This window comes from Pseudocnuella soli, from assembly GCF_004347775.1.
GTDB classification, from domain to species: domain Bacteria; phylum Bacteroidota; class Bacteroidia; order Chitinophagales; family Chitinophagaceae; genus Flavisolibacter; species Flavisolibacter aquaticus.
The window spans coordinates 332886-355000 of sequence record NZ_CP037755.1 but is presented as its reverse complement, the minus strand read 5'-3'; the positions used below and the strand labels follow the sequence as shown (position 1 = coordinate 355000).

The 22115-nt window shown below is 49.5% G+C and carries 20 protein-coding genes; 10 read left to right on the top strand and 10 right to left on the bottom strand.

Going from position 1 to position 22115, the window contains the following annotated elements; translation table 11 throughout:
- Positions 1-34: 34 nt before the first annotated feature.
- A complete protein-coding gene (locus EPD17_RS01510; protein WP_132051170.1) occupies positions 35-2830 on the bottom strand; it encodes a type I restriction endonuclease subunit R in 2796 nt (931 codons plus the stop codon).
- 1034 nt (positions 2831-3864) lie between these two features.
- On the opposite strand from EPD17_RS01510, the gene rplM reads away from it, so the two are divergent.
- The 4 genes from rplM (at position 3865) to tsf (ending at position 6912) form a co-directional block, all read left to right on the top strand.
- Positions 3865-4308, top strand: coding sequence for a 50S ribosomal protein L13 (rplM, locus tag EPD17_RS01505; protein WP_114235751.1), 444 nt, complete (start codon positions 3865-3867; stop codon positions 4306-4308).
- 75 nt (positions 4309-4383) lie between these two features.
- Positions 4384-4773: a 30S ribosomal protein S9 gene (rpsI, locus tag EPD17_RS01500; protein ID WP_114235537.1), complete on the top strand. Its 390-nt coding sequence runs from the start codon at positions 4384-4386 to the stop codon at positions 4771-4773.
- A gap of 108 nt (positions 4774-4881) precedes the next feature.
- A complete protein-coding gene (gene rpsB / locus EPD17_RS01495) occupies positions 4882-5823 on the top strand; it encodes a 30S ribosomal protein S2 (protein ID WP_114235538.1) in 942 nt (313 codons plus the stop codon).
- A 249-nt stretch (positions 5824-6072) separates the two neighbouring features.
- Positions 6073-6912, top strand: a complete 840-nt coding sequence (tsf, locus tag EPD17_RS01490; protein ID WP_132051168.1) for a translation elongation factor Ts — start codon at positions 6073-6075, stop codon at positions 6910-6912.
- Between the two features lie 123 nt (positions 6913-7035).
- On the opposite strand, the gene EPD17_RS01485 is transcribed toward tsf, so the two are convergent.
- Positions 7036-7491 (bottom strand): hypothetical protein, encoded by a 456-nt coding sequence (locus EPD17_RS01485; protein ID WP_132051166.1) that lies wholly within the window; start codon positions 7489-7491, stop codon positions 7036-7038.
- A gap of 320 nt (positions 7492-7811) precedes the next feature.
- Positions 7812-8876, bottom strand: coding sequence for a 1-acyl-sn-glycerol-3-phosphate acyltransferase (locus EPD17_RS01480; RefSeq protein WP_132051164.1), 1065 nt, complete (start codon positions 8874-8876; stop codon positions 7812-7814).
- Between the two features lie 64 nt (positions 8877-8940).
- Between EPD17_RS01480 and pyrH the strand changes: the two genes are divergently transcribed.
- The 3 genes from pyrH (at position 8941) to pdxH (ending at position 11589) form a co-directional block, all read left to right on the top strand.
- The gene (gene pyrH / locus EPD17_RS01475; protein WP_114235543.1) at positions 8941-9654 is read left to right on the top strand and encodes a UMP kinase; all 714 of its coding nucleotides are present in this window, start codon (positions 8941-8943) and stop codon (positions 9652-9654) included.
- A 165-nt stretch (positions 9655-9819) separates the two neighbouring features.
- Entirely contained in the window at positions 9820-10767 is a 948-nt protein-coding gene (locus EPD17_RS01470) for a hypothetical protein (RefSeq protein WP_132051162.1), read from the top strand.
- Between the two features lie 177 nt (positions 10768-10944).
- A complete protein-coding gene (gene pdxH / locus EPD17_RS01465; protein ID WP_132051160.1) occupies positions 10945-11589 on the top strand; it encodes a pyridoxamine 5'-phosphate oxidase in 645 nt (214 codons plus the stop codon).
- Positions 11590-11810: 221 nt separating this feature from the next.
- Here the strand turns inward: pdxH and EPD17_RS01460 are convergent, their stop codons facing one another.
- From EPD17_RS01460 to EPD17_RS01445, 4 genes are all read right to left on the bottom strand, one after another.
- The gene (locus tag EPD17_RS01460; protein WP_132051158.1) at positions 11811-11933 is read right to left on the bottom strand and encodes a 30S ribosomal protein THX; all 123 of its coding nucleotides are present in this window, start codon (positions 11931-11933) and stop codon (positions 11811-11813) included.
- A 103-nt stretch (positions 11934-12036) separates the two neighbouring features.
- Positions 12037-12306, bottom strand: a complete 270-nt coding sequence (locus EPD17_RS01455; RefSeq protein ID WP_114235546.1) for an HU family DNA-binding protein — start codon at positions 12304-12306, stop codon at positions 12037-12039.
- A gap of 264 nt (positions 12307-12570) precedes the next feature.
- Complete coding sequence (locus tag EPD17_RS01450; RefSeq protein WP_132051156.1) at positions 12571-12876, bottom strand: DUF4286 family protein; 306 nt, start codon at positions 12874-12876, stop codon at positions 12571-12573.
- A 112-nt stretch (positions 12877-12988) separates the two neighbouring features.
- Entirely contained in the window at positions 12989-13774 is a 786-nt protein-coding gene (locus tag EPD17_RS01445; protein ID WP_132051154.1) for an exodeoxyribonuclease III, read from the bottom strand.
- Between the two features lie 180 nt (positions 13775-13954).
- Here EPD17_RS01445 and EPD17_RS01440 point away from each other — a divergent pair, with 180 nt between their 5' ends.
- The 3 genes from EPD17_RS01440 to EPD17_RS01430 all read left to right on the top strand — a co-directional run bounded on the left by EPD17_RS01440 (position 13955) and on the right by EPD17_RS01430 (position 17739).
- Positions 13955-14692, top strand: coding sequence for an LOG family protein (locus EPD17_RS01440; protein WP_114235550.1), 738 nt, complete (start codon positions 13955-13957; stop codon positions 14690-14692).
- Positions 14693-14823: 131 nt separating this feature from the next.
- On the top strand, positions 14824-15432 hold the full coding sequence (locus EPD17_RS01435) for an HAD family hydrolase (RefSeq protein ID WP_114235551.1): 609 nt from the start codon (positions 14824-14826) through the stop codon (positions 15430-15432).
- Between the two features lie 294 nt (positions 15433-15726).
- Complete coding sequence (locus EPD17_RS01430) at positions 15727-17739, top strand: multicopper oxidase domain-containing protein (RefSeq protein WP_132051152.1); 2013 nt, start codon at positions 15727-15729, stop codon at positions 17737-17739.
- Between the two features lie 60 nt (positions 17740-17799).
- On the opposite strand, the gene metH is transcribed toward EPD17_RS01430, so the two are convergent.
- The 3 genes from metH to EPD17_RS01415 are packed head-to-tail and all read right to left on the bottom strand — an operon-like array spanning position 17800 to position 21993.
- Positions 17800-20502 (bottom strand): methionine synthase, encoded by a 2703-nt coding sequence (gene metH / locus EPD17_RS01425; protein WP_132051150.1) that lies wholly within the window; start codon positions 20500-20502, stop codon positions 17800-17802.
- A 52-nt stretch (positions 20503-20554) separates the two neighbouring features.
- Positions 20555-20944: a GxxExxY protein gene (locus EPD17_RS01420; RefSeq protein WP_132051148.1), complete on the bottom strand. Its 390-nt coding sequence runs from the start codon at positions 20942-20944 to the stop codon at positions 20555-20557.
- 38 nt (positions 20945-20982) lie between these two features.
- Positions 20983-21993 (bottom strand): homocysteine S-methyltransferase family protein, encoded by a 1011-nt coding sequence (locus EPD17_RS01415; RefSeq protein WP_132051146.1) that lies wholly within the window; start codon positions 21991-21993, stop codon positions 20983-20985.
- Positions 21994-22115 lie beyond the last annotated feature (122 nt).

The following is a 22115-nucleotide window of genomic DNA, read 5'->3' as shown; positions in this document are numbered from 1 at the left end:
GCTACATAGTAGCAATGCTGCCTGGTACACCCTTCTACGCCACCAAACTTTCATTTAATTCATTAATAATCGCATCGGTTTCTTCGCCAAACAGGCGCCACATTTTTCCAAGCCCGCCCTGCTTGTTAAAGGGGTCGAGCTCAAAATCGTCCCGCTCCAGGTGAAAGGAGGCGGCGATATAATCCTTTATCATGCGCAGCCACTGCACCTGTTCTTCGGTGTACTTGAGGGTGCCGGCCTGCTTGCGGAAGATCCAGTCCTGGAAATTGCGGTCCACCGTTTTATCAAAGGCTGTAAGGGTGGCGTCCATCCCGCTTACCCGTCGCACCAGGGCTACAAGGGCCATCAGTTCGCCTTTTGGCCGGCCACTAACCATTTCCAACTGCTCGTAGGCCTGCCATACATGGAGCGGCGCCAGCCCAGGCTTTTGCATCTTCACGGTTTCAGCCAGTTCTTTCAGCATGGCGTACGAAAGCTCCCGGCGGCGGTAAGGCTGCGCATAAAAGATTTGCAGGGCCGTGATCTCCGTTTTATGCGTTTCTATCCACAGCTCAAAATCGTGCACCAGGGCTTCGGCTGCGGCCTTGCTGTCGGCCATCCAACCCATGCTGGTGATTTCATCGGGGTTGATATGGTCAATGTACTGGTCGTATTTTTTACGCACATCGATGAGGAAGCGGCGGAGCTCGAAGTCGTCGAAGACGGCAGTTGCCGCTTCCGTGAGTTGTGAGTGGTGAGTGGTGAATAGGGTCTCCAACTGTTCGGGGGTCGCTTCGGGGTTTTGACTTTTGACTTTTTCTTTTTGACTTTCTATCGTATCGGGATCGTAGGCGTTCAGCAGGTCTTTGACCACACTGTTGATTGTTTTGCCTCCGGCCTTTTCAGCAAAGAGGGATTTTTCTTTTTCGCTGATCTGTTTATCCAATCGTATCAGCCGGTTAGCAAGGGTGGAAAGCATTTCTTCGTCTTTCTGACCCATCGCTATTCTTTCAACAACTTCTTTGAGGCTCATGCCCGGCTTCTTTTCCAGTGGGCGGCTGTCGGTCTTCTGGCTTTTTTCTACACCAATGGCGTCAATGATCACAAAATGATCTTTGGTGAATTTGGCAGCCGGTGTGCCGGTGCTGCGGAGTTCATCGAGGCTGCAGGTGCGGGTGCCACGGCCTTTCATCTGCTCGTAATATGAGCGGCTTTTTACGTCCCGCATAAAGAGGAGCACTTCGAGGGGACGAATATCGGTGCCGGTGGCGATCATGTCTACCGTTACGGCTATGCGTGGATAATAGGAGTTGCGAAACTGCTGCAGCACGGTCTTGGGATCTTCTTTTTCCGGGCCTTCCGCCGTGCGGTAGGTGATTTTTTTACAAAAGCGGTTTTCCTCAGCAAATTCGCGGCGCACGATGTTGATGATGTCATCGGCGTGGGAGTCGCTCTTGGCGAAGATGAGGGTTTTGGGCACTTCAAATTTTCCTTCGGCATCGATGCGGTCGGGAAACATATGGGGCAACTGGTCACGCACCGCTTGAATGATAAGGGTGATCTGGTTTGGGTTCACCACTTTATCATCCAGTTGCTTTTGGCTGTATTCAACGTCTTCATCCAGTTTGTTCCAAAACTCTTTGCGGGTGAGCTTCTCCCGCTGGCCTATGTATTCACCAATGGATATTTTAGACCCTCCCTTGGTGATCTTCGTTTCTATTTCGAACACATTATACGGCACCAGCACACCATCTTCCACGGCTTTTTTATAGCCATAGTCGGATACAATGTTCCGGTCAAAATAACCAAAGGTGCGGTTGTCGGGTGTGGCCGTGAGGCCTATTTGAAACGCATCAAAATAATCGAGCACCTGTTTCCATAAATTGTAAATGCTCTGGTGGCATTCGTCAATCACAATAAAATCAAAGAACTCCATCGGTACCTTTTGGTTGTACACCACGGGCATGGGTTCTTTGGGTTTCCACTTCTTTTCTGCAGGGTCTTCTTCTTCATCGCGTTCATCCAGTTCGGTTCCTTTGAGTATGGAATAAAGGCGCTGGATGGTGCTGATGTAGACCTGGCTATCGGGTGGAATAAAGGAGGAGCTTAACCTTGTTACGCCGTAGAGCTCGGGAAAAAGGCGGTTGTCATCCTGCGGTTCAAAGCGTTTAAATTCCTGTTCGGCCTGTTCGCCCAGGTTCTTGGTGTTTACGAGGAAAAGAATGCGCTTGGCCCTTGCAAACTTTAAGAGGCGATAGATGGATGTAATGGCGGTAAATGTTTTACCGCTACCAGTAGCCATTTGCACAAGGGCTTTGGGTCTCGCTTCCCGGAATGATTTTTCCAGGTTGGTGATGGCTGTTACCTGGCAGTCTCTTAGGCCATCAGGCTGCAGTGGCGGTATGTCGTGTACCCGGGCTCTTAATGTTTTTCCTTCTTTGAGTAAAGCTTCAAAGGTTTGTGGCCGGTGAAAGGTAAATACCGGACGTGAACGGGGCTTGGGATCGCGGTAGTCGGTAAAGCGGGTGAGTTCTCCGGTGCTTTCGTATACAAAAGGTAGCGGGTCGGTAGTTATGTATTTGAACTTTGCCGCTGCATATTCGGCCGACTGTTCTTCAACGGTTGTCAGCCGTACGCCTTCTTCTTCCCGCTTCGCTTCAATAATGCCAACAGGCTTGCCATTTACAAACAAAACATAATCAGCAGGACCAACAGACGTATTTAACTCACGGATACCTACGCCAAGGCCGGCTGCCAGGTTAAAGGATTTCTTGTCCTGTAAAATCCATCCGCAGGCAGTTAGCTGGTTGTCGATCCGGTCGCGGGCAAGCTGTTCAGGGTTTTGGTTCATGAGCGCTGTTGGCCAAAAGCTATGGTATAAGGTTACAAAGTAAGTAAACTGGGCAATATAACCATCAAGCGATGGTGGCACCGCCAAACGTGAAACGTGAATGGAGAATGGTGAGTGCCTGTACTTGCTGTTATCTGTCAACCGGGGCTTGTACGATTGACGATTATCTCTGAACTCCAAATTCCCAACTCCCAACTGCCATCCATCCATTCCCAACCTAATTCCCCAATCCGGGCCTTCCAGCGCTTCACCACAGTATCACCACAGCTTAATCAAGGCCAAAACCCGAGATCAGGCTGTCATTTGATCTCGGGTGCCTTTTTTGTTACTTTTTTGGGCAAACAAAAAAGTAAAATAGAAAACGGCTGCTGGTGTGCCACCACAAAGCCCTTTGCCCCAAATAGCCCGCAGCGAAATAGTATTGTATAAGCGGGCCCAGAGCACAGCAAAACCAGCAAGAGCAACCGCTTTTTATATGCGCTGTCATCCTTAAGATAATTGTGTGGAAAGTAAGCGAACAGTAAATAGATAATAGATCGATACTAAATAGATACTTAATGGATAGTACGTGAATAGTAAGGGTATGCCTGCCACCAGCAAGCATCGGGCAAAAGGGCAGTGCGCAGCCCCTCAGGTTCGTGGCCCGGGGACCATGGTAAGCTTGATGGAAAGGCCCCATGCCGCCAACAGAAAACGTTGCCCGGGCGCCGTAGATCGCCGTCGTATAACCGACAACATCAAACACTTTCTTGCCGCCACTGGTTCCAGGCCGCCATACCCAACGCAGTGCATCAAATCTTCGTGCCGCTTCTCGTCTTCCTGCCTTCGCGGCCCCCAAATCCTTCTAAATACTCCCCTTTCCACCCCATGTTGAAAACTTTAAGGCAAAAATTTTATTAAAAATCAATCAATTACAAAGGTGACCTGTAAAATTGTGCCCCATTTTTTGGGCCAACTGAAAACTGCCCTGTACCTTCGCGGCTCATTTTTTAAAAAGCCACCGGGATGGCAGTGGCAAAACATTATCTTTTTTTATGAGCAAACTACATTTTACAACCAAGCATGCGAATGCGGCTACCGTACAACGGGCTTGGCACGTTGTGGACGGTACCAATCAAACCGTGGGTCGTATGTGTGCCCGTATCGCCGCAATCCTGCGCGGTAAGAACAAGGCATACTACACCCCTCACGTTGACACCGGCGACTACATCATCGTAATCAATGCCGACAAGGTGAAACTGACCGGCAACAAAATGGAAGAAAAAGTTTACGACCGCTTTACCGGTTTCCCCGGCGGCCGTAAAGAAGAGCTGGCAAAAGATCTGCTGAAGCGTCGTCCTGAGGTGCTGATTGAGCGTGCCGTTAAAGGCATGCTGCCTAAAAACCGCCTGGGCCGCCAGATGTACAAAAAGCTGTTTGTATACCCCGGCGCCGAGCATCCGCACACTGCACAGCAACCTAAAGAACTGAAATTCTAAAAAATCAGCTACCAGCCACAAGCTACAAGCCACAAGCTTGCAGCTTGCAGCTAACAGCTCAAAGCTTATACAAACATGGAAAAGCAAAAGAATGGTGTAGGACGTCGTAAGGAAGCGGTTACCCGTGTATTCCTTTCCAAAGGCTCCGGCAACATCACCGTAAACAATAAAGACTACAAAGTGTACTTCCCGCTGGTATACCTGCAAAACCAGGTAGAGCGTCCGCTGAAGGCTGTGGAAGGACTGGATAAATTCGACATCAAGATCAACGCTGCCGGCGGTGGCGTAAAAGGTCAGGCAGAAGCCGCCATGCTGGGTATTGCCCGTGTGCTGGTCGACGTTAACCCCGAGTTTCGCCCTGCACTGAAAGCAGCAGGCCTGCTGAAACGTGATCCCCGTTCTGTTGAACGTAAAAAATTCGGTCACAAAAAAGCGCGTCGCAGCTACCAGTTCTCGAAACGTTAATCTGGCTTCGAGGCAAGAGTTGCGGGCTGCGGGATGTTTTCTCGAAACTCGAAGCTCACTACTCGCAGCTCTTATCAACCATTGTATTATTTTATTTCAACTACAATCATGGAACAAAATACTTCCCTTCAACAACAACTCCTCGAAGCAGGTGTACACTTCGGTCACCTGAAGAAGAAGTGGAACCCGAAGATGTTGCCTTACATCTTTGCTGAAAAGAAAGGCATTCACATCATCGACCTCAACAAAACCACCGAGTGCATGCAGGAAACTGCAGCTGCCCTGAAACAGGTAGCACGCAGCGGTAAAAAAATCCTGTTTGTTGGTACCAAAAAACAGGCTAAAGACATCGTTACCGAATGCGCTCAGCGTGTGAACATGCCTTATGTTACCGAGCGTTGGCTGGGTGGCATGCTTACCAACTTCAACACCGTTCGTAAGAGCGTGAAGAAGATGCAGAGCATCGAAAAAATGCTGGGCGATGGTTCATTCGACTCAATCACCAAGAAAGAGCGCCTGACCCTTACCCGCGATAAAGACAAAATGGAAAAAGTGCTCGGTGGTATCGCCCAACTGGGTCGTGTACCGGCCGCACTGTTCATCATCGATATCGGTCACGAGCACATCGCACTGGCCGAAGCAAAACGCCTGGGCATCTCCACTTTTGGTATTGTTGATACCAACTGCGATCCCAACAAGGTAGACTTTGCGATCCCTGCAAACGATGATGCTACCAAGTCCATCGCAATCGTTACAAACTACATCACTGCTGCTATTGCAGAAGGTCTGGCCGAGCGTCAGGCTGATAAAGACATCGACGGAGATGACGCTGCAAACGACGAAGAAAACGAACGTCGCGCAGCACGCCTCGAGGCTGAAGCACAAGCCGAAGCTGGTGGCCGTGGCCGTGGTGGTCGTGGTGCTGGCCAGGGAGCTGGTCAGGGCCGTGGCGGTGCACAGCAAGGTTCCGGTGGTCCGGGCCGTGGCCGTAGCGGTGGTGCCAACCGTGGTGGTGGCAGCCGTCCTGGTGGCGGTGGTGGCAGAAGATAATTCTTCCCGTTTCCCAACGGAGCAATCAGGGTGCAAACCCAACACTTCGTTATTCAGTAGTTCTTTATAAAACAAGTGTGTGATGTGGTAGTGGGCAGCAGAACTCCGGTTTGGCGTCCCTTGCGTCGCACACTTGTGCTTTTATAACACTATTCGGCATCATGCGCATACCGGTACCCGTTAGTATGTAAGCTATCGGTTCCCGCCATTTGCACATGTGCCCATTTTCAAATCTTCAAATTTACTTCCATGTCTACTGTACAAATTACAGCCCAGGATATCAATAAACTGCGCCAGGCTACCGGTGCCGGTATGATGGATTGCCGCAAGGCCCTTACCGAAACCAACGGCGATTTTGAAGCTGCTATCGACTGGCTGCGCAAGCAAGGCCAGAAGGTTGCCGCCAAGCGCAGCGACCGCGAAGCAAAAGAAGGTGTGGTGATTGCCCGTACATCTGCCGACAACAAGATCGGTTATGTACTCACCATTTCCTGCGAAACTGACTTCGTTTCCAAGAACGCCGACTTCGTTGCCTTTGCACAAAGCATTGCCGATGCAGCCGTTGCCACCGACGCCAAAAGCGCCGAGGAACTGAACGAAGCCACTGTAAACGGTGGTAAAGTATCGGACCTGATCAACGACAAACTGGCTTCTATTGGTGAGAAGATTGGTATTGCCCGTTATGAGCGTGTTGAAGCGCCTTATGTAGCTTCTTACATCCACGGTGCTTACCGCATGGGCGTGCTGGTTGCCTTCAACAAAGAAGCTGCCGACGCTGGTAAAGATGTGGCGATGCAAATTGCTGCCATGAACCCTGTTGCCGTTGACGCTGCTTCGGTTCCTGCCGACGTGGTTACCCGCGAACGCGACATCGTAATGGAGCAAATGAAAGCCGATCCGAAAATGGCCGGCAAGCCCGAAGAAATGATTTCTAAAATTGCTGAAGGCAAACTGAATGCATTCTTCAAAGAAAGCACCCTCACTGCACAGGCTTATGTAAAAGACAACAGCAAGTCTGTTGGCGATTACCTGAAGTCGGTTGACAGCGATCTGAAAGTGATCGAATTCAAGCGTGTAGCGCTGGGATAATTCCAGTTGCCGCACTTGCTTTAAACAATAATACAATAGCCCCGGCTTATGCCGGGGCTATTGTATTATCTACCATCTATAAAAATCCGAAATCCGCAATCTCTAAATTCCCTGATCTCCTCGCTACAACGGAACCTTCACGCCTACTGCCGGGAAATGTTGTTGCCCATGCAGGCCTTTGTATTGGATGGGTGCTGTTTCCATTTTAAATGAAACACCTGCCCTGCGGGCCTTTTTCTTGTTTTCATCGCCACTCGCAAAAAAGCCAATGGCTGTTCCAATCATGCCTAGCGACAATAGATAATAGCCGGTATACGATCTTGAGTCATACGATTCCCGACCACCGGTAAACAGCGGCACAACCACCTCTCCATAAACTTCGTCTGCAACGTCTGCTGAAGCGGTAGCAATAAGGCCCACCACGCCTGCCGGCAGCAACACCCAACCTGCCGTGTGTTGCCGCTTGCCTTTTTGCAGAAAATGATTTGCTTGCTGGCGTAAAAGCAGCGAGTCGGCGTGTTGTGCTGTAGCAGGCATTGCCGCAATAAGCATCCACAACAAAAGCAGCTTATATTTCATAAACCATGATTTTTTCGAAAGCATAAAAGGCAACAGGTACAGGATTCAGTTCTTGAATCGAATAGGTAATCGAAAAGAATGGAGAAGGGTAGAGGCAGCTATTGGCTTAGCAACAAGGCCTTTGCATTTAACGATAAAACCGCAGCGCAGCGTTCAATTGTTCAACTACTATAAAAGTAAAATTCCTTTTACGTAAATGCAATACACCCACCAACTGCATTGCGCAACCTTTTGCATTAGCAAAATGCCTGTTTGATAGCTAAGTTTATTCAATGAATCATGCAATGAATTTGCACATAGCTAAAAGGCGCCCTTGCAATTTAACTGCGTTTAATTTGCACATAAGCCCATGCACACACTGGCATCAACAGTAACAACCACAATGCATTTGACCCAATAAAGAACCAGCCAATACCAATAGCAGCCAACAGGTACAGCGGGTAAAATATCAGCAGCATCGCCACCAGTATGCTGTCGTAATGATCCACTTCTTTAAAGCTGCCGGCAACAGCCGTAGCTACCCAATAAAAAGGCAGGTGCAACAGAACAGCAACGGCCGCCGGCAGCGCAAGCAAAACCTTTTTTACAATGGGCGCATTGGTGTTAAAAACGCTTGTTTGCTGCGCCACATCATCCAACGGAATTTCATACACCAGTTGCTCCAACTGCTGGCGCAATTGCTGGTTAAAATAAAAATGCTGCCGGCCTTCCTGCGCATGTGCCGTAATGGCACTGCGTTGGAGTGGTTCGCCAAAAAGTAAGTGCACCGACTTGCCAAACTTTTTGAATGAACTATAATTAAACCCAAGCGGTATAACGGTTACATCAATGCCTGCATCCCACGCCGAAATAGCCAGCCTGGCCGTGCCCTTGCGCAGCGGCCGCAGGTGCCACTCATTTACGCATTTGCCTTCACTAAAAATAAGCACCATGCTTCCCTGCTCAAACACCTTTCTGCATTCGGAAAAAGTAGTGTAGTTGTGCGCCAGGTTTTCCACCCCTTCTGATGGGCGGTACACAGGCAGCAGGCGCAGGCGCCGCAGCAGGCCATTCCACTTGCCTTTAAATGCATCGCCGCGGGCCAGCGAGTACAGTTTTCCTTGCATCAACGTGGTGAGGATGATGCCATCCAAAAAAGAATTGGGATGGTTGGCGGCGAACAACACCGGCCCTTTCAGGTTTAAATATTCAGGTTTATTAATAACCAGCCTGCGGCAATAAATGCGCAGCATCAGGCGGGAATATTGTTTGAGTAAATGGAACAGCACTGCAACAAAGTAAGCCACTTTGATAAAGCTGGCTGCATGATTTTTATTCCCGCTCCATCGGGTAATTATATCGCTGTAAAAAGCAAAAGCACTGCATGCAAAAGGAGCAACGTCCATGCGGCATTGTTCAATCCATTATCTTCGCACCGCGCTGCAAAATTTTACTTAATTCAACCACTTTATGCTTCCTAAATACAAACGCATTCTGCTGAAACTTTCCGGCGAAAGCCTGATGGGTGATAAGAGTTTTGGAATGGACCCCGGTGTGATCAACCAGTATGCACTCGACATTAAATCCATTACCGAACTGGGCGTACAGGTGGCAGTGGTAATTGGTGGCGGTAACATTTACCGCGGTATGAACGAAGCAGAAACCGGCATTGAACGGGCACATGGCGATTATATGGGCATGCTGGCCACCGTTATTAACGGCATGGCATTGCAGGCCGGCCTCGAAAAAGTAGGCGTGTACACCCGCTTGCAAAGCGCCATTAAAATGGAGCAGATTGCGGAGCCTTACATTCGCCGCCGCGCCATCCGCCACCTCGAAAAAGGCCGCGTGGTGATCTTTGGCGCCGGCACTGGCAATCCTTATTTTACCACCGATACTGCAGGCTCCCTGCGGGCTATTGAAATAAAAGCCGATGTGATCCTGAAAGGCACCCGTGTGGATGGCATTTACACTGCCGACCCCGAGAAAGATCCGACCGCGACCAAATACGGCACCATTACTTTCCAGGAGTGCATTACGCAAAAACTGAATGTAATGGACATGACCGCATTTACGCTGTGCATGGAAAACAACCTGCCCATTGTGGTATTTGATATGAACCAGCCCGGCAACCTGAAAGACGTGGTAACCGGCGAAAAAGTAGGCACCCTGGTGCACGGCTAACCGCCGCCCGCCAAATTATAAACGATCTAACCCGCTGGATACCTGTAAAATACGGGTGGAACAGCGGGTTTTTTCTTTATTTATAATTGCAAAAAGCAAATATTGCTCAGCTTGCTTTTTCATAACTAAAAAATATGTAGTTTGAAGCGCAATTAAGTACCCTGCATGTACCTTATTTTGTTTAACCTGTCCCTTCTCGAAGTTATTATACTGCCTGCCAGCATCCTTATTTTGGGCTGCGCCATCTATTTTGTTTACACCACCCGCAAGTCATTGCGGCGTATGATGAACACCTACGAACGGCCGGTAAAGCTGCCGCAGGAAAAGGCAGTAAAAAAAATAGCCACCAAACAAGAGCGGCCACAGCAGCGCAGCACGCCAGCACCCAACCTGAAAAAAGCGGCGGTCTCGTGGCCCGAGCCACTGGAATACGAAGCGCCTGCACCGGCCGGTACCGCATCGGTAGCTGGATTAAAGGAAACCCTATTTATGCAGCAGCAAACGTTGGAAAACCTGATGCAAAAGGTGGAGGAACTGCAGGGCGAAACGGAAGGCAACAACAGCTACAGGGAGGAGAACGACGAACTGCAAGGGCGCATTGAAGAACTGGAACTGGCGCTGATGCGCAAAGAGCAGGAACTGAAAGCCGCCAAGCAGCAGGAAACCGTGGCGCAACAGATGGCCGGCCGCATCGACGAAGTGTACCGCGAGTTTGAATTGCTGCAAAATAAAATTGCCTCGCTGGAAGCACAGGCCAATAAGGCCACCAGCCTGAGCCTGGAACTGGACGACATGAAGCAGGGCTACGAACAACTGCACAAAGACCTGCTGCGTAAGCAGGATAAAATAGAAGAACTGGTGGGCGAAAACCGCCGTTTGCGGTCGGAGCTGAACCTGACGGAGGAAAAGCTGGCCGAAGCCAACGCACAGCGCCAGCAACTGATGAAGCGCACCAAATACCTTCAAGACGCACAGATCGAATCGCAAAGCGTATCGGAAAGCCAGAGCAAGCTGCAAAAAGAACTACGCCGCATAGGCGAACTGGAAAGCATGCTCAACCTGATGGCGGAAGAGCGGGACCGCAGCAAAGGCCTGGGAAAAAAGCAGTCGTAAGGCTGAAAATTATTTTTAAATAGAAATTCAAAAGGTAACAATCAAAAGAGGAAAGCATAAAGCCATCTCTTTTGATTGTTGCCTTTTTGCTTTTTACTTCCCGTTGTTGTTGCTAAAAATCATATGCACCAAACACCGGGGCCTTTACCTTTAGGCCTCACTTTTATTGTACTGCATATGACGCCAAGCATAGCCGATATCCGCAAAGATTACGCGGCCCTCAGCCTGCACGAATCTGATGTTGCCCCCGATCCCATTGCACAATTCAGTACCTGGTGGCACCAGGTGCTCAACAGCGAGGTGATAGAGCCCAATGCCATGACGGTGGCCACCGCATCGGCCGACGGGTTGCCCGCAGCACGCATTATTTTACTCAAAGGTTTTTCCCCTGAAGGCTTTGTATTTTTTACCAACTACAACAGCTTTAAAGGCATGCACCTGGCCGAAAACCCAAAAGCCTGCCTCGTGTTTTTTTGGCCCGAGCTGGAGCGGCAGGTGCGTATTACCGGCGTGGTAAAAAAAGTGGCCGCAGCAGAAAGCGATGCCTATTTCCATTCAAGGCCTGCGGGCAGCCGCATAGGCGCATGGGCCTCGCAGCAAAGCAGCGTGGTGCCCAACCGCGAGTGGCTGGATGAACAGTTTACACAAAAAGAAAGGGAGTTTGCCAGCGGCGAAATTCCAAGGCCGCCGCATTGGGGTGGTTACCTGGTGCAGCCCGTGGTGGTGGAGTTTTGGCAAGGTCGGCCCAGCCGCCTGCACGACCGCATACAATATACTTTACAGGAAAACGGCTCCTGGAAAATTGAACGCCTGTCACCGTAGGAAATGGCAAACAGACGAACAAGGAATGCTTAACAGATGAAGTAAGGAAAGAATATCGAACAAGGAACAAGGAATGTTGAATGACGAAGGAAAATTATGAATGATGAATTATGAGTTATGAATTGGGTAAATGTTCCCAATAATTAATAATCCATAATCAATAATTCATCACTCAACTTCAACATTCGTCTGTTCCATATTCGATATTCTAAAACCCGCTATTATCCCTGAGCGGCAGCGGTCAGCGCTGTATTGGGGTTTTTCTTTTTCGAAGTCGGACGCGACTTGCCAAAAGAACCTTTGAAAATCTTTCCTTTTTTGGTTTTTTTATCTCCTCTACCCATGATTGTATTGATTTGGGTGCAAATTGCTTAAAATTCGGCACATAAAAAAAGCTCCGTTTGCCGCACTGCGGTAAACGGAGCTGAAATGAGGTTGATGCAGCGGTTAGAGTTTTCCGGCAAGCTCTTTCCCAGCTTTGAAGCGGGCCACTTTGCGGGCTTTGATTTTAATCACTTCGCCAGTTTGCGGGTTGCGGCCATTGCGGGCAGCACGCTTGGATACGGAGAAAGTACCAAAACCTACCAATGTTACTTTACCATTGCCTTTCAGGGTTTTAGTTACGGCTTCCACAAAAGAATCCAGCGCTTCGTTCGCCTGGGTCTTGGTGATGCCAGCGTCTTCGGAGATCTTGGCTATCAATTCAGCTTTGTTCATAGTGGTTTTTTTAAAATTGAGTGCAACAAAAATAGCCGGTTTTTTAGAGCAGCAAAATAAATTTCATCATGCTGCAAAATGCTTATATAAGGCAAAACCCTTGCGGGATAAAGGTTTTGCCGGTGTGGGCTTGTTTTGTTGTATTGCGGTATTTTCCATGCATTGGCTCAAACCCTTGCCCCGCCTGTGTTTGCTTAATTGATGTTGCACCAAATGCAGGTGGGGCCCGCGTTTGACGCCGTTGTTTTTACAGCCTGCTGCTATTTAAGAAATCACTTGCATTACTGAGCGAAAAGAAATAAAACCATCACCCCAACGGTCGAATGCCGCTGCGGCAAGGGCCGGCGCATGTTGCTGCCTGTAACGTTGCAACGTTTCCAAATCGGCTGCATGGTATTGCACAGCGTATGTTGGGCCTTCGCTGTCGTCCGCCTCCAGCAGCCGCACTATTTTAAATTCAGTAAAACAGCCAGTGGCCATTACTTCAGGTATATGTTCGGTTTGCATCCACTGCAGCCAGTTTGTTGCTATGGCGCTATGCACTTTGGTGGTAATGTTGTAAATGATCATTGTGGTAGGGTTTGGGTTTGTTCAATGCGTTCAATAAAGTTCAATTGGTTCAATAAGTTTAAAATGTTTTACAGCATTGAACCTATTGAACAAATTAAACTTATTGAACTTACTACAAACCGCCGCCATCAACCGCAATATCCATATACACCGGGCAGTGATCGCTGTGTTTAATATCTGGGTAAATGTCTGCTTCTTTGATGTGTGGCTGCAGCGGTTCGGTTACCGAAATATAGTCAATACGCCAGCCTTTGTTTTGCTGCCGCACACTTGGAAAGCGCTGGCTCCACCAACTGTAGCGGTGCGCCTCATCGGGGCGCATACATCTGAATGCATCCACCCATCCGTTGCTGTATAGTTTGTCCATCCATGCCCGTTCCTCAGGCAAAAAGCCACTGTTCTTTTTATTGCCTTTCGGGTCGTGGATGTCTATTTCGCGGTGGGCAATATTATAGTCGCCGCACAGGATGATGTTGGGTTCCGATTGCCGCAGGTGTTGCAGGTAATCATACATTTCATCGAGCCACTGGTACTTATAAGTTTGGCGCACATCGCCAGCCGTGCCCGATGGGAAATAGGCATTGATCAGGCGCAGTTTTCCAAACTGCAATTGTATCACGCGGCCTTCGCTGTCGCTTACTTCGTGGCCGGTGCCGCACTGCACGGCATCGGGTTCTATTTTAGAAAAAACAGTAACGCCGCTGTATCCTTTTTTCTGTGCACAAAACCAGTAATCGTTGTATCCAAGATCACGAAACACAGAAGCATCCACATCGGTTTGCTGCGCCTTGGCTTCCTGAATGCACACCACATCGGCCGGGTGTGTTTGCAGCCATTCGGCAAAACCTTTTTTCATTGCGGCACGCAGGCCGTTTACGTTGTACGAAATGATCTTCATGGAAAAAGAATGGTTGTAACTTGTACAAGGTCTATGGTCTATGGTCGATTGACGATTGACGATTGACGATTGACGATTGACGATTGACGATTGACCAAATGCGGCTTGCAATATACTCCCAAATAAAGCGGCTTTACATTTGCATAAACTGTATTTTTCGGAGCATCTTATTTTACCATTATGGCTGTAAAAAAATACGACCCTATCATTCCGCCCAAAGAGCACGTGTACCTCGAAGGACCCAAGAGCCGCGGCTACGAACTGAGGTTTGCATGGAAAGTTTTCCGCGAGTTGATCCTTGCTTTTCGCACCCTGCATTTTGTGGGGCCCTGCATTACTGTGTTTGGGTCGGCGCGGTTTAAAGAAGACGACAAGTGGTATGAATGTGCCCGGGAGTTTGGCAAACGCATTGCCGGCATTGGCTTTACTACCATGACAGGCGGTGGCCCCGGCATTATGGAAGCCGCCAACCGCGGCGCATTTGAAGCCGGCGGCATGTCGGTGGGCTGCAATATCCGCCTGCCTTTTGAACAAAGCGGCAACCCTTATGTGCAGCGCTCCATGACGTTTGAATATTTTTTTACGCGTAAAACTATTTTGGTAAAATATTCATACGCATTCATCATCATGCCCGGCGGCTTTGGCACCATGGATGAGCTGTTTGAAACGCTAACGCTGGTGCAAACAAAAACCATTCATGGTTTTCCCATTGTGTTGTTTGGCAAAGAGTTTTACGAACCGCTGATGGAAGTGATGGCAATGATGGCCGAAAAGAAAACCATTTCTGAAGAAGACCTGAAACTGGTGCTGCTCACCGATGATGTGGGCGAAGCAATGGATCATATTTACAAATACATACAGGCAAACTACAAAGTAAAACCGCGCCGCCGCCAGTGGTGGCTGCTAGAGAAAAGATGAGGGGATTGACGATTGACGATTTTGGATGTACGATCAAGGGTTACCAAAACAAAATGATTGTATTCTTGCGGCTCTTTGTTTCTTTGTAACCCCAATCTAAAATCGTCAATCGTAATTCGTAAATCAAAAATATGCTTCCCAAAGCCATCATATTCGACCTCGGTAATGTGCTCATCGACTGGAACCCGGCCTATGTATTTGAAAAGGTGATTGAAGACGAAGAACGCCGCAAATATTTTTTTGCCAACATCTGCACTTCCGATTGGAACGAGGAGCAGGATGCCGGCCGCCTGATTGCAGAAGCCACTACCGAACTGGCGGCAAAACACCCCGAATGGAAAACAGAAATTGAAGCTTATTACGGCCGCTGGACGGAAATGCTCGGCGGTGCTATTGAAGGCTCGGTTGAATTGTTCCGCCAAATGAAAGAAGCAGGCCGCTACAAATTTTATGCACTCACCAACTGGAGTGCCGAGCTGTTTCCTATTGCATTGGAGCGCTACGAGTTTCTGCACTGGTTTGATGGCCGTGTAGTGAGTGGCGAGGAAAAGATGCGCAAGCCTGCACCCGAGTTTTACAAAGTACTGCTTGATCGCTACGGCCTGCAACCCGAAGAAACCTTATTTATCGACGATAACCTGCGCAACATCAAAGCCGCAGAAGCTATGGGCATTCCCAGCATCCGGTTTGAAAGCCCGGAGCAATTGCAGGCAGCATTGCAACAGCGCAATGTGCTGTAACCAGTGCTAAATAAGCTACTGCCTTTTTACGGTACCAAATCAAATGCTGCGTCATATACGCAGCATTTGATTTGGTACCTATTCTATGCCTGCAAAATGTTTTTTTATCAATAGCAGCAGCATGGTGCAACGAGCCCATGCGTGCATAAAATTGATATTCACCATTATTGTGTGCGCTGTTTTTGCATGCTGCCATACATAACCTGCGTCACTGGTTCGGGCGACTTTGGTCACTTGTATTAGGATAATATGTATTGTAATTTTTATACATCTATTACCTAAATAACTGCCATTATGAAATCGAACCATTTAGTGATGCTAGGGGCAGTATTACTCCCCGGCATAGTAGTGGCCCAGGTGCTGCTCGATCCCAAAACGCAACCGCAGTTTGAAACGCCATTGCCTATCCCCGCAGTGATTGATGCCACCAGTGGAAAAACGCTGACCCTTCAGATCAGCCAGTTTGATCAACAGCTTGGACTTAGAGACCCGCGCAACAAACATAAGCCGCTAAAGACAACCGTATGGGGTTACGAACGGTCGTATCCCGGGCCTACTATTGTGGCCAAAAAGGATGTGCCGGTGCATGTTTTTTACCAAAACAAATTAATGCAGGGCAACCGCCCGCTGCCGCATTTGCTGCCCCTGGATGCGTCCATCAACTGGGCGCTGCACGGCGTGCCCAACTGGCAACAATTTGGTGTGCCCGTGGTTACCCATTTGCACGGCGGACATACCGAATCGGCCAGCGATGGACTGCCCGAAGCATGGTACACACCCAATTTTACACGCACAGGCCCCGACTTTAAAAAAGGCCAGTACCAGCCTTACGAATACAGCAACGACCAGGATGCGGCCACGCTGTGGTACCACGATCATGCAATGGGCATTACGCGGCTGAACGTGTATGCGGGGCTTGCCGGTTTTTACTTGCTTACCGATGACCGCGAAGCGGAATTGCAGGCGCAGCAAAAGATTCCTTCGGGGCCATACGATATAGGCCTGGCCATACAGGACCGTATGTTTACATCCGACGGGCAATTGTATTATCCGGCTACACCAGAGGAACCGGGTGCGCCAACGCCCAGCATCCTCCCCGAGTTTTTCGGTGATTTTATTTTGGTCAATGGCGCCATCTGGCCGGTGCTGGAGGTGGAGCCCAGGCCGTACCGGTTCCGTATGCTCAATGGGTCTGACTCGCGGTTTTACAATTTGTTCTTGTCAAATGCACAAGGCTTTACACAAATTGGCACCGACAATGGTTTGCTGCCTGCTCCGGTGCCGCTGCAGCAAATGCTGATTGGCCCCGGTGAACGTAGAGATGTGGTGATCGACTTCTCGGGTTGGCAGGGCCAAACGATTATTGTGCACAACGATGCGGCTACGCCTTTTCCCAATGGCGATGCTGTAGATCCTGCCACGGCAGGCAAGGTGATGGCGTTCCGGGTATCGAAACAGCTGAACACAAAGATCCCGAAAGCGGCGCTGCCGGCCAGTTTGCGTACGCCCATACAAATGCTGCCTTATAACGATGAAACGGTGCGGCGCAAGCTGATTTTATTTGAAGGCATGGATCAATACGGCAGGCTGATGCCGATGCTGGGCACAATGGAGCATGGCGCATTGAAATACGATGACCCGGTAACCGAAAACCCTGCGTTGAACAGTACCGAAATTTGGGAGATATACAATGAAACCGAAGATGCGCATCCCATTCACCTGCACCTGGTAACCATGTTGCTGATCAACAGGCAGGAGTTTACTGCAGCCACCATCGATGCTGAAACGGGCAAGCCAACAGGTGTTACACTAGTGGGTGAGCCTACGTGGTCAACCGCGGGTGAAGCAGGATGGAAGGACACTTATGTATTGTATTCAGGCCAGGTAACAAGGGTGATTGCACGGTTTGACCGCGCCGGCGAATATGCATGGCACTGCCATATTCTATCGCATGAAGACCATGAAATGATGCGGCCTTATTATGTGGGCAATATGGTGGGCGCTGGTATGACCAACAAGGTAAAAGATGCACCCATTGAACTGGAAACAAAAGTAGGCCTGCAGGTATCGCCTAACCCATTCAGCAACGAGCTGTCGGTGGCATTGCGCCTGCCGCAAACAGCAACAGTGGCGGTGAATGTGTATGATGCAAAAGGAGGCCTGGTGCAGAAAATATATTCTGGAAAACGCGATGCGGGTAACCAGCAGTTTACGCTTAACGGAAATACATGGGCCAACGGTGTTTATTTCCTTGAAGTCGTGATTGATGGCCAACGGATGATGCGCAAGATTGTACTGAAGAAATAGCAAACAGCGCTTTTAAAAAAAACGCAGCCTTTTGAGCTGCGTTTTTTATGTTATTAAATGTTATTCAAGCACGGGCCTTAACCAGCGCTCCGCTTCTTCAATACTCATACCTTTTCGTTGTGCATAATCCTGCAACTGGTCGCGCTGAATTTTACCCAAACCAAAGTAATGGCTGCCGGGATGTGCAAAATACCAACCGCACACTGATGCCGGCGGGTTCATGGCAAGGCTTTCGGTAAGCTCGATGCCTATGTTTTCGGTTACGCCTAACAGTGAGAACAGCTTCAGCTTTTCGGTGTGGTCGGGGCAGGCCGGATAACCCGGTGCCGGGCGAATGCCCTGGTAGCCTTCGCGAATCAATTCTTCGTTCGAAAGCTGTTCGTCCTTTGCATAACCCCAATGCTCCGTACGCACCTGGTGGTGCAGGCATTCGGCAAAGGCTTCCACAAACCGGTCGGCAAGGATTTGTACCAAAATTTTATTGTAATCATCGTGCTGGGCGGCAAAGCGGTCAATATGTGCTTTAGCGCCGTCAACAGTTACGGCAAATGCACCCATATAATCCTGCGCTACGGGGCTTACAAAATCGGCCAGCGAAAAGCTGGGTTGCCCGGCCGCTTTTTTATTTTGCTGCCGCAGCGATTCGAGGTTGACGGTGCCCCCTTTTGTTTGCAGGGAAATCGTATCACGGTTGTTGCTTTGTGCCGGCCAAAAACCAATCACGCCTCTGGCGGTAAACCATTTTTCATTGATGATTTGCTCCACCATTCTTTGAGCATCGTTGTACAACTTGGTTGCTTCCGCGCCAAACTGCGGATCGCTCAATACTTGCGGAAAGCGGCCAGGCATTTCCCAACCAATAAAAAACGGGCCCCAATCGATGTAGCGTGCAATGGTTGCCAGGTCAAAGGCCTGGAACACCTGCACATCATCAAGGGCTGGTTTAACTGGCGTATATGCAGCCCAATCGAACTGTTCTTTTTGCGCCACTGCCTGTTCGTATGTAATGGAGGCCTTGGTTCCCTGTTTGGCGGCAAACTGTTTGCGCAGCCCATCATATTCTTCCGAAACTTGTTGCAGGTAGCCTTCTTTTTGTTCTTTGCTCAGCATGCTGCTTACGGCAGTTACGCTACGCGATGCATCAAGAATGTGCACCACACCGTTATCGTACTCTGGTGCAATTTTTACGGCTGTGTGTGTCCGTGAGGTAGTGGCGCCGCCAATCATCAGGGGTTGCTTCATACCGCGGCGTTTCATTTCGCGGGCCACATGCACCATCTCGTCGAGTGATGGTGTGATGAGTCCACTCAACCCAATGATATCAACACCTTCTTTTTGCGCGGTGTCCAGTATTTTATCGGCAGGCACCATTACACCCAGGTCAATTACTTCATACCCGTTACAACCCAGCACTACGCCCACAATATTTTTACCAATGTCGTGTACATCGCCTTTCACAGTGGCCATCAATACTTTTGCAGCACCTGCCGTTTCGGTAGCGGTAGTGCCCGCAGCAGCATGCGCTTTCAGTCGTTCTTCTTTTTCTGCTTCGATGTATGGCGTTAAAACGGCCACGGCTTTTTTCATTACCCTGGCGCTTTTTACCACCTGCGGTAAAAACATTTTGCCCGCACCAAACAAGTCGCCTACTACATCCATACCGGCCATCAGCGGGCCTTCGATCACTTCCAGCGGACGCGGATATTGTTGCCTTGCTTCTTCGGTGTCGGCATCGATGTATTCGGTAATACCATTGACCAGCGCATGTTTCAGGCGTTCTTCTACCGAATTAGCCCGCCATGCTTCGTCTTTTACTTCTTCCTTGCCTTTTGCTTTTACGGTTTCGGCAAACGTTACCAGCCGCTCTGTTGCATCGGGCCTGCGGTTGAGGATCACATCTTCGCAAAGTTCACGAAGTTGGGTTTCAATTTGATCGTACACCACCAACTGGCCGGCATTAACAATGCCCATATCCATGCCCGCTTTGATGGCATGAAAAAGAAACACAGAATGTATTGCTTCGCGAACATGATCGTTGCCGCGAAACGAGAACGACACGTTGCTGACGCCGCCACTGATCTTGGCCAGCGGCATCTTCTGCTTGATGATGCGGGTGGCTTCGATAAAATCAACCGCGTAGTTGTTGTGTTCTTCGATACCGGTGGCCACCGCAAAAATGTTGGGATCGAAGATGATGTCCTGCGGATCGAAACCCACTTGTTCGGTGAGTATTTTGTAGGCCCGTTCGCAAATAGTAATGCGGCGTTCCAGCGTATCGGCCTGGCCAGCCTCGTCAAATGCCATCACTACCACGGCTGCGCCATATGCCAGGCAAATATGTGCCTGCTCGATGAATTTTTCTTCACCTTCTTTTAGCGAAATGGAGTTGACAACACACTTGCCCTGCACGCATTTAAGGCCCGCTTCAATGATCTCAAATTTTGATGAATCGATCATCACCGGGATTTTGGCAATGTCGGGTTCGCTTTGCATCAGGTTGAGGTAGGTGGTCATGGCCTGCACGCCGTCGAGCAGCGCATCGTCCATGTTTACGTCAATGATCTGCGCACCGTTTTCAACCTGCTGGCGGGCAACGGAAAGCGCCTCTTCATACTTGTTTTCACGGATGAGGCGTGCAAATTTTTTCGAACCGGTTACGTTGGTGCGTTCGCCTACGTTTACAAAATTGGACTCAGGGCGCACCACCAGCGGCTCAAGGCCGGAGAGGCGGAGATAAGGTTTTATGGTTGCTCTGTCGCTCATGTTTATTTTAATTGAACCACTAAGGCACGAAGGCACAAAGGGGTCACGAAGTTTAGTGTATGATTCTTTTGATTCCGTGCTTGATCAGCGGCACATGAAAATTGATAAGAAAGCCCAACCGATGGCCGGTAAGTTGTAAATAACTATGTAACTGTGCCTCCCAAACCGGGTGATAATTTTCCTGCGCTTTTAATTCAACAATAATGCTTTCGTCGATTAAAAGATCCAAGCGTAATCCATCGTCGATCACCAGATCATTATACCGGATGGGTACAAATATCTGGCGGCCGTAGTCAATGCTTCTTTGCTCCAACTCATAACAAAAGCATTTTTCGTAAACACTTTCCAACAAGCCAGGCCCCAGCTTTTTATGGATATTAAATGCAATATCCACAATCGCTTTTGCTGTGCTTTCCTGTTGTGTGCTTAATGCCTGAAACATTTGCTTTGTGTTTCTTTGTTTCTTGGTGCCTTAGTGGTTCAATTAATTGCTTCCACCTCCGGCAACGGCCTGGGTTTTAAACTTTTTACATGCTCTGCTATGTGGCGGATATGATCGGGGGTGGTGCCGCAGCAGCCGCCCACAATGTTTACAAAGCCCTCTTTTGCCCATTCCTCGATGTAGTGGCCGGTATCTTCCGGCGCCTCGTCGTATTCGCCCATGGCATTGGGCAGGCCTGCGTTGGGGTAAGCCGAAGTGTAGCAGGAGGCAATTGTGCTCAGCTCCTCGATGTGCGGCCGCATTTCCTGGGCGCCCAATGCGCAATTCAACCCAATGCTCAGCGGCCTGGCGTGCATTACGGAAGTATAAAAAGCTTCCAGCGTTTGCCCGCTCAGCGTACGCCCCGATGCATCGGTGATGGTGCCCGAAATCATTACGGGCAACTCGCGACCACTTTCGCGGCTCCATTTTTTTACGGCAAAAATGGCGGCCTTGGCGTTGAGGGTATCAAAGATGGTTTCGATCAAAAACAGGTCGGCGCCGCCGGCAACCAGCCCTTGGATTTGCTCGTAATAAGCAGCCACCGCTTCGTCAAAACTGAGGGCACGGTACCCGGGGTTGGATACATCGGGCGACAACGACAGGGTTTTGTTGAGCGGGCCAATGGCGCCGGCAGCAAAGCGGGGCGTAGTGTTGCCGCTTTCCTGCGCATATTCAGTGATGGCCTCTTTGGCAAGCCGCGCTGCCGCTACGTTTATTTCGTAGGCCAGGCTCTCCATGCCATAATCGGCCAGGGAAACCTGCTGCGCATTGAAGGTGTTGGTTTCAATAATATCGGCGCCGGCAGCGAGGTATTCTTTATGAATGCCTTTGATGATTTGCGGCTGCGTGAGGCAAAGCAGGTCGTTGTTGCCTTTGAGGTCGGAGGGCCAGTCTTTAAAGCGGTCGCCGCGATAATCGGCTTCGTCTAATTTATGACGCTGGATCATGGTGCCCATGGCGCCATCAATCACCAGTATGCGTTGTTCGAGTTGTTTGCGGATGTCCATAGTTTTTGTTTTAAACCACGGAGACAGGAAGGCATAAAGGATCACAAAGAATTTTCTGCTCCAATCTCCGGGAGGTTTGGTGTGGCGGAAAGGCATTTCCACGGCAGGAACAGGTAAACGAG

Coding starts and splice junctions, on each gene's coding strand:
- pyrH (WP_114235543.1), top strand. CDS start 8,941: ATGCTTCCTAAATACAAACGCATTCTGCTGAAACTTTCCGGCGAAAGC.
- rpsB (WP_114235538.1), top strand. CDS start 4,882: ATGGAACAAAATACTTCCCTTCAACAACAACTCCTCGAAGCAGGTGTA.
- EPD17_RS01510 (WP_132051170.1), bottom strand. CDS start 2,830: ATGAACCAAAACCCTGAACAGCTTGCCCGCGACCGGATCGACAACCAG.
- EPD17_RS01420 (WP_132051148.1), bottom strand. CDS start 20,944: ATGTTTCAGGCATTAAGCACACAACAGGAAAGCACAGCAAAAGCGATT.
- rpsI (WP_114235537.1), top strand. CDS start 4,384: ATGGAAAAGCAAAAGAATGGTGTAGGACGTCGTAAGGAAGCGGTTACC.
- EPD17_RS01460 (WP_132051158.1), bottom strand. CDS start 11,933: ATGGGTAGAGGAGATAAAAAAACCAAAAAAGGAAAGATTTTCAAAGGT.
- rplM (WP_114235751.1), top strand. CDS start 3,865: ATGAGCAAACTACATTTTACAACCAAGCATGCGAATGCGGCTACCGTA.
- EPD17_RS01445 (WP_132051154.1), bottom strand. CDS start 13,774: ATGAAGATCATTTCGTACAACGTAAACGGCCTGCGTGCCGCAATGAAA.
- EPD17_RS01470 (WP_132051162.1), top strand. CDS start 9,820: ATGTACCTTATTTTGTTTAACCTGTCCCTTCTCGAAGTTATTATACTG.
- metH (WP_132051150.1), bottom strand. CDS start 20,502: ATGAGCGACAGAGCAACCATAAAACCTTATCTCCGCCTCTCCGGCCTT.
- pdxH (WP_132051160.1), top strand. CDS start 10,945: ATGACGCCAAGCATAGCCGATATCCGCAAAGATTACGCGGCCCTCAGC.
- EPD17_RS01485 (WP_132051166.1), bottom strand. CDS start 7,491: ATGAAATATAAGCTGCTTTTGTTGTGGATGCTTATTGCGGCAATGCCT.
- EPD17_RS01440 (WP_114235550.1), top strand. CDS start 13,955: ATGGCTGTAAAAAAATACGACCCTATCATTCCGCCCAAAGAGCACGTG.
- EPD17_RS01480 (WP_132051164.1), bottom strand. CDS start 8,876: ATGGACGTTGCTCCTTTTGCATGCAGTGCTTTTGCTTTTTACAGCGAT.
- tsf (WP_132051168.1), top strand. CDS start 6,073: ATGTCTACTGTACAAATTACAGCCCAGGATATCAATAAACTGCGCCAG.
- EPD17_RS01415 (WP_132051146.1), bottom strand. CDS start 21,993: ATGGACATCCGCAAACAACTCGAACAACGCATACTGGTGATTGATGGC.
- EPD17_RS01450 (WP_132051156.1), bottom strand. CDS start 12,876: ATGATCATTTACAACATTACCACCAAAGTGCATAGCGCCATAGCAACA.
- EPD17_RS01455 (WP_114235546.1), bottom strand. CDS start 12,306: ATGAACAAAGCTGAATTGATAGCCAAGATCTCCGAAGACGCTGGCATC.
- EPD17_RS01435 (WP_114235551.1), top strand. CDS start 14,824: ATGCTTCCCAAAGCCATCATATTCGACCTCGGTAATGTGCTCATCGAC.
- EPD17_RS01430 (WP_132051152.1), top strand. CDS start 15,727: ATGAAATCGAACCATTTAGTGATGCTAGGGGCAGTATTACTCCCCGGC.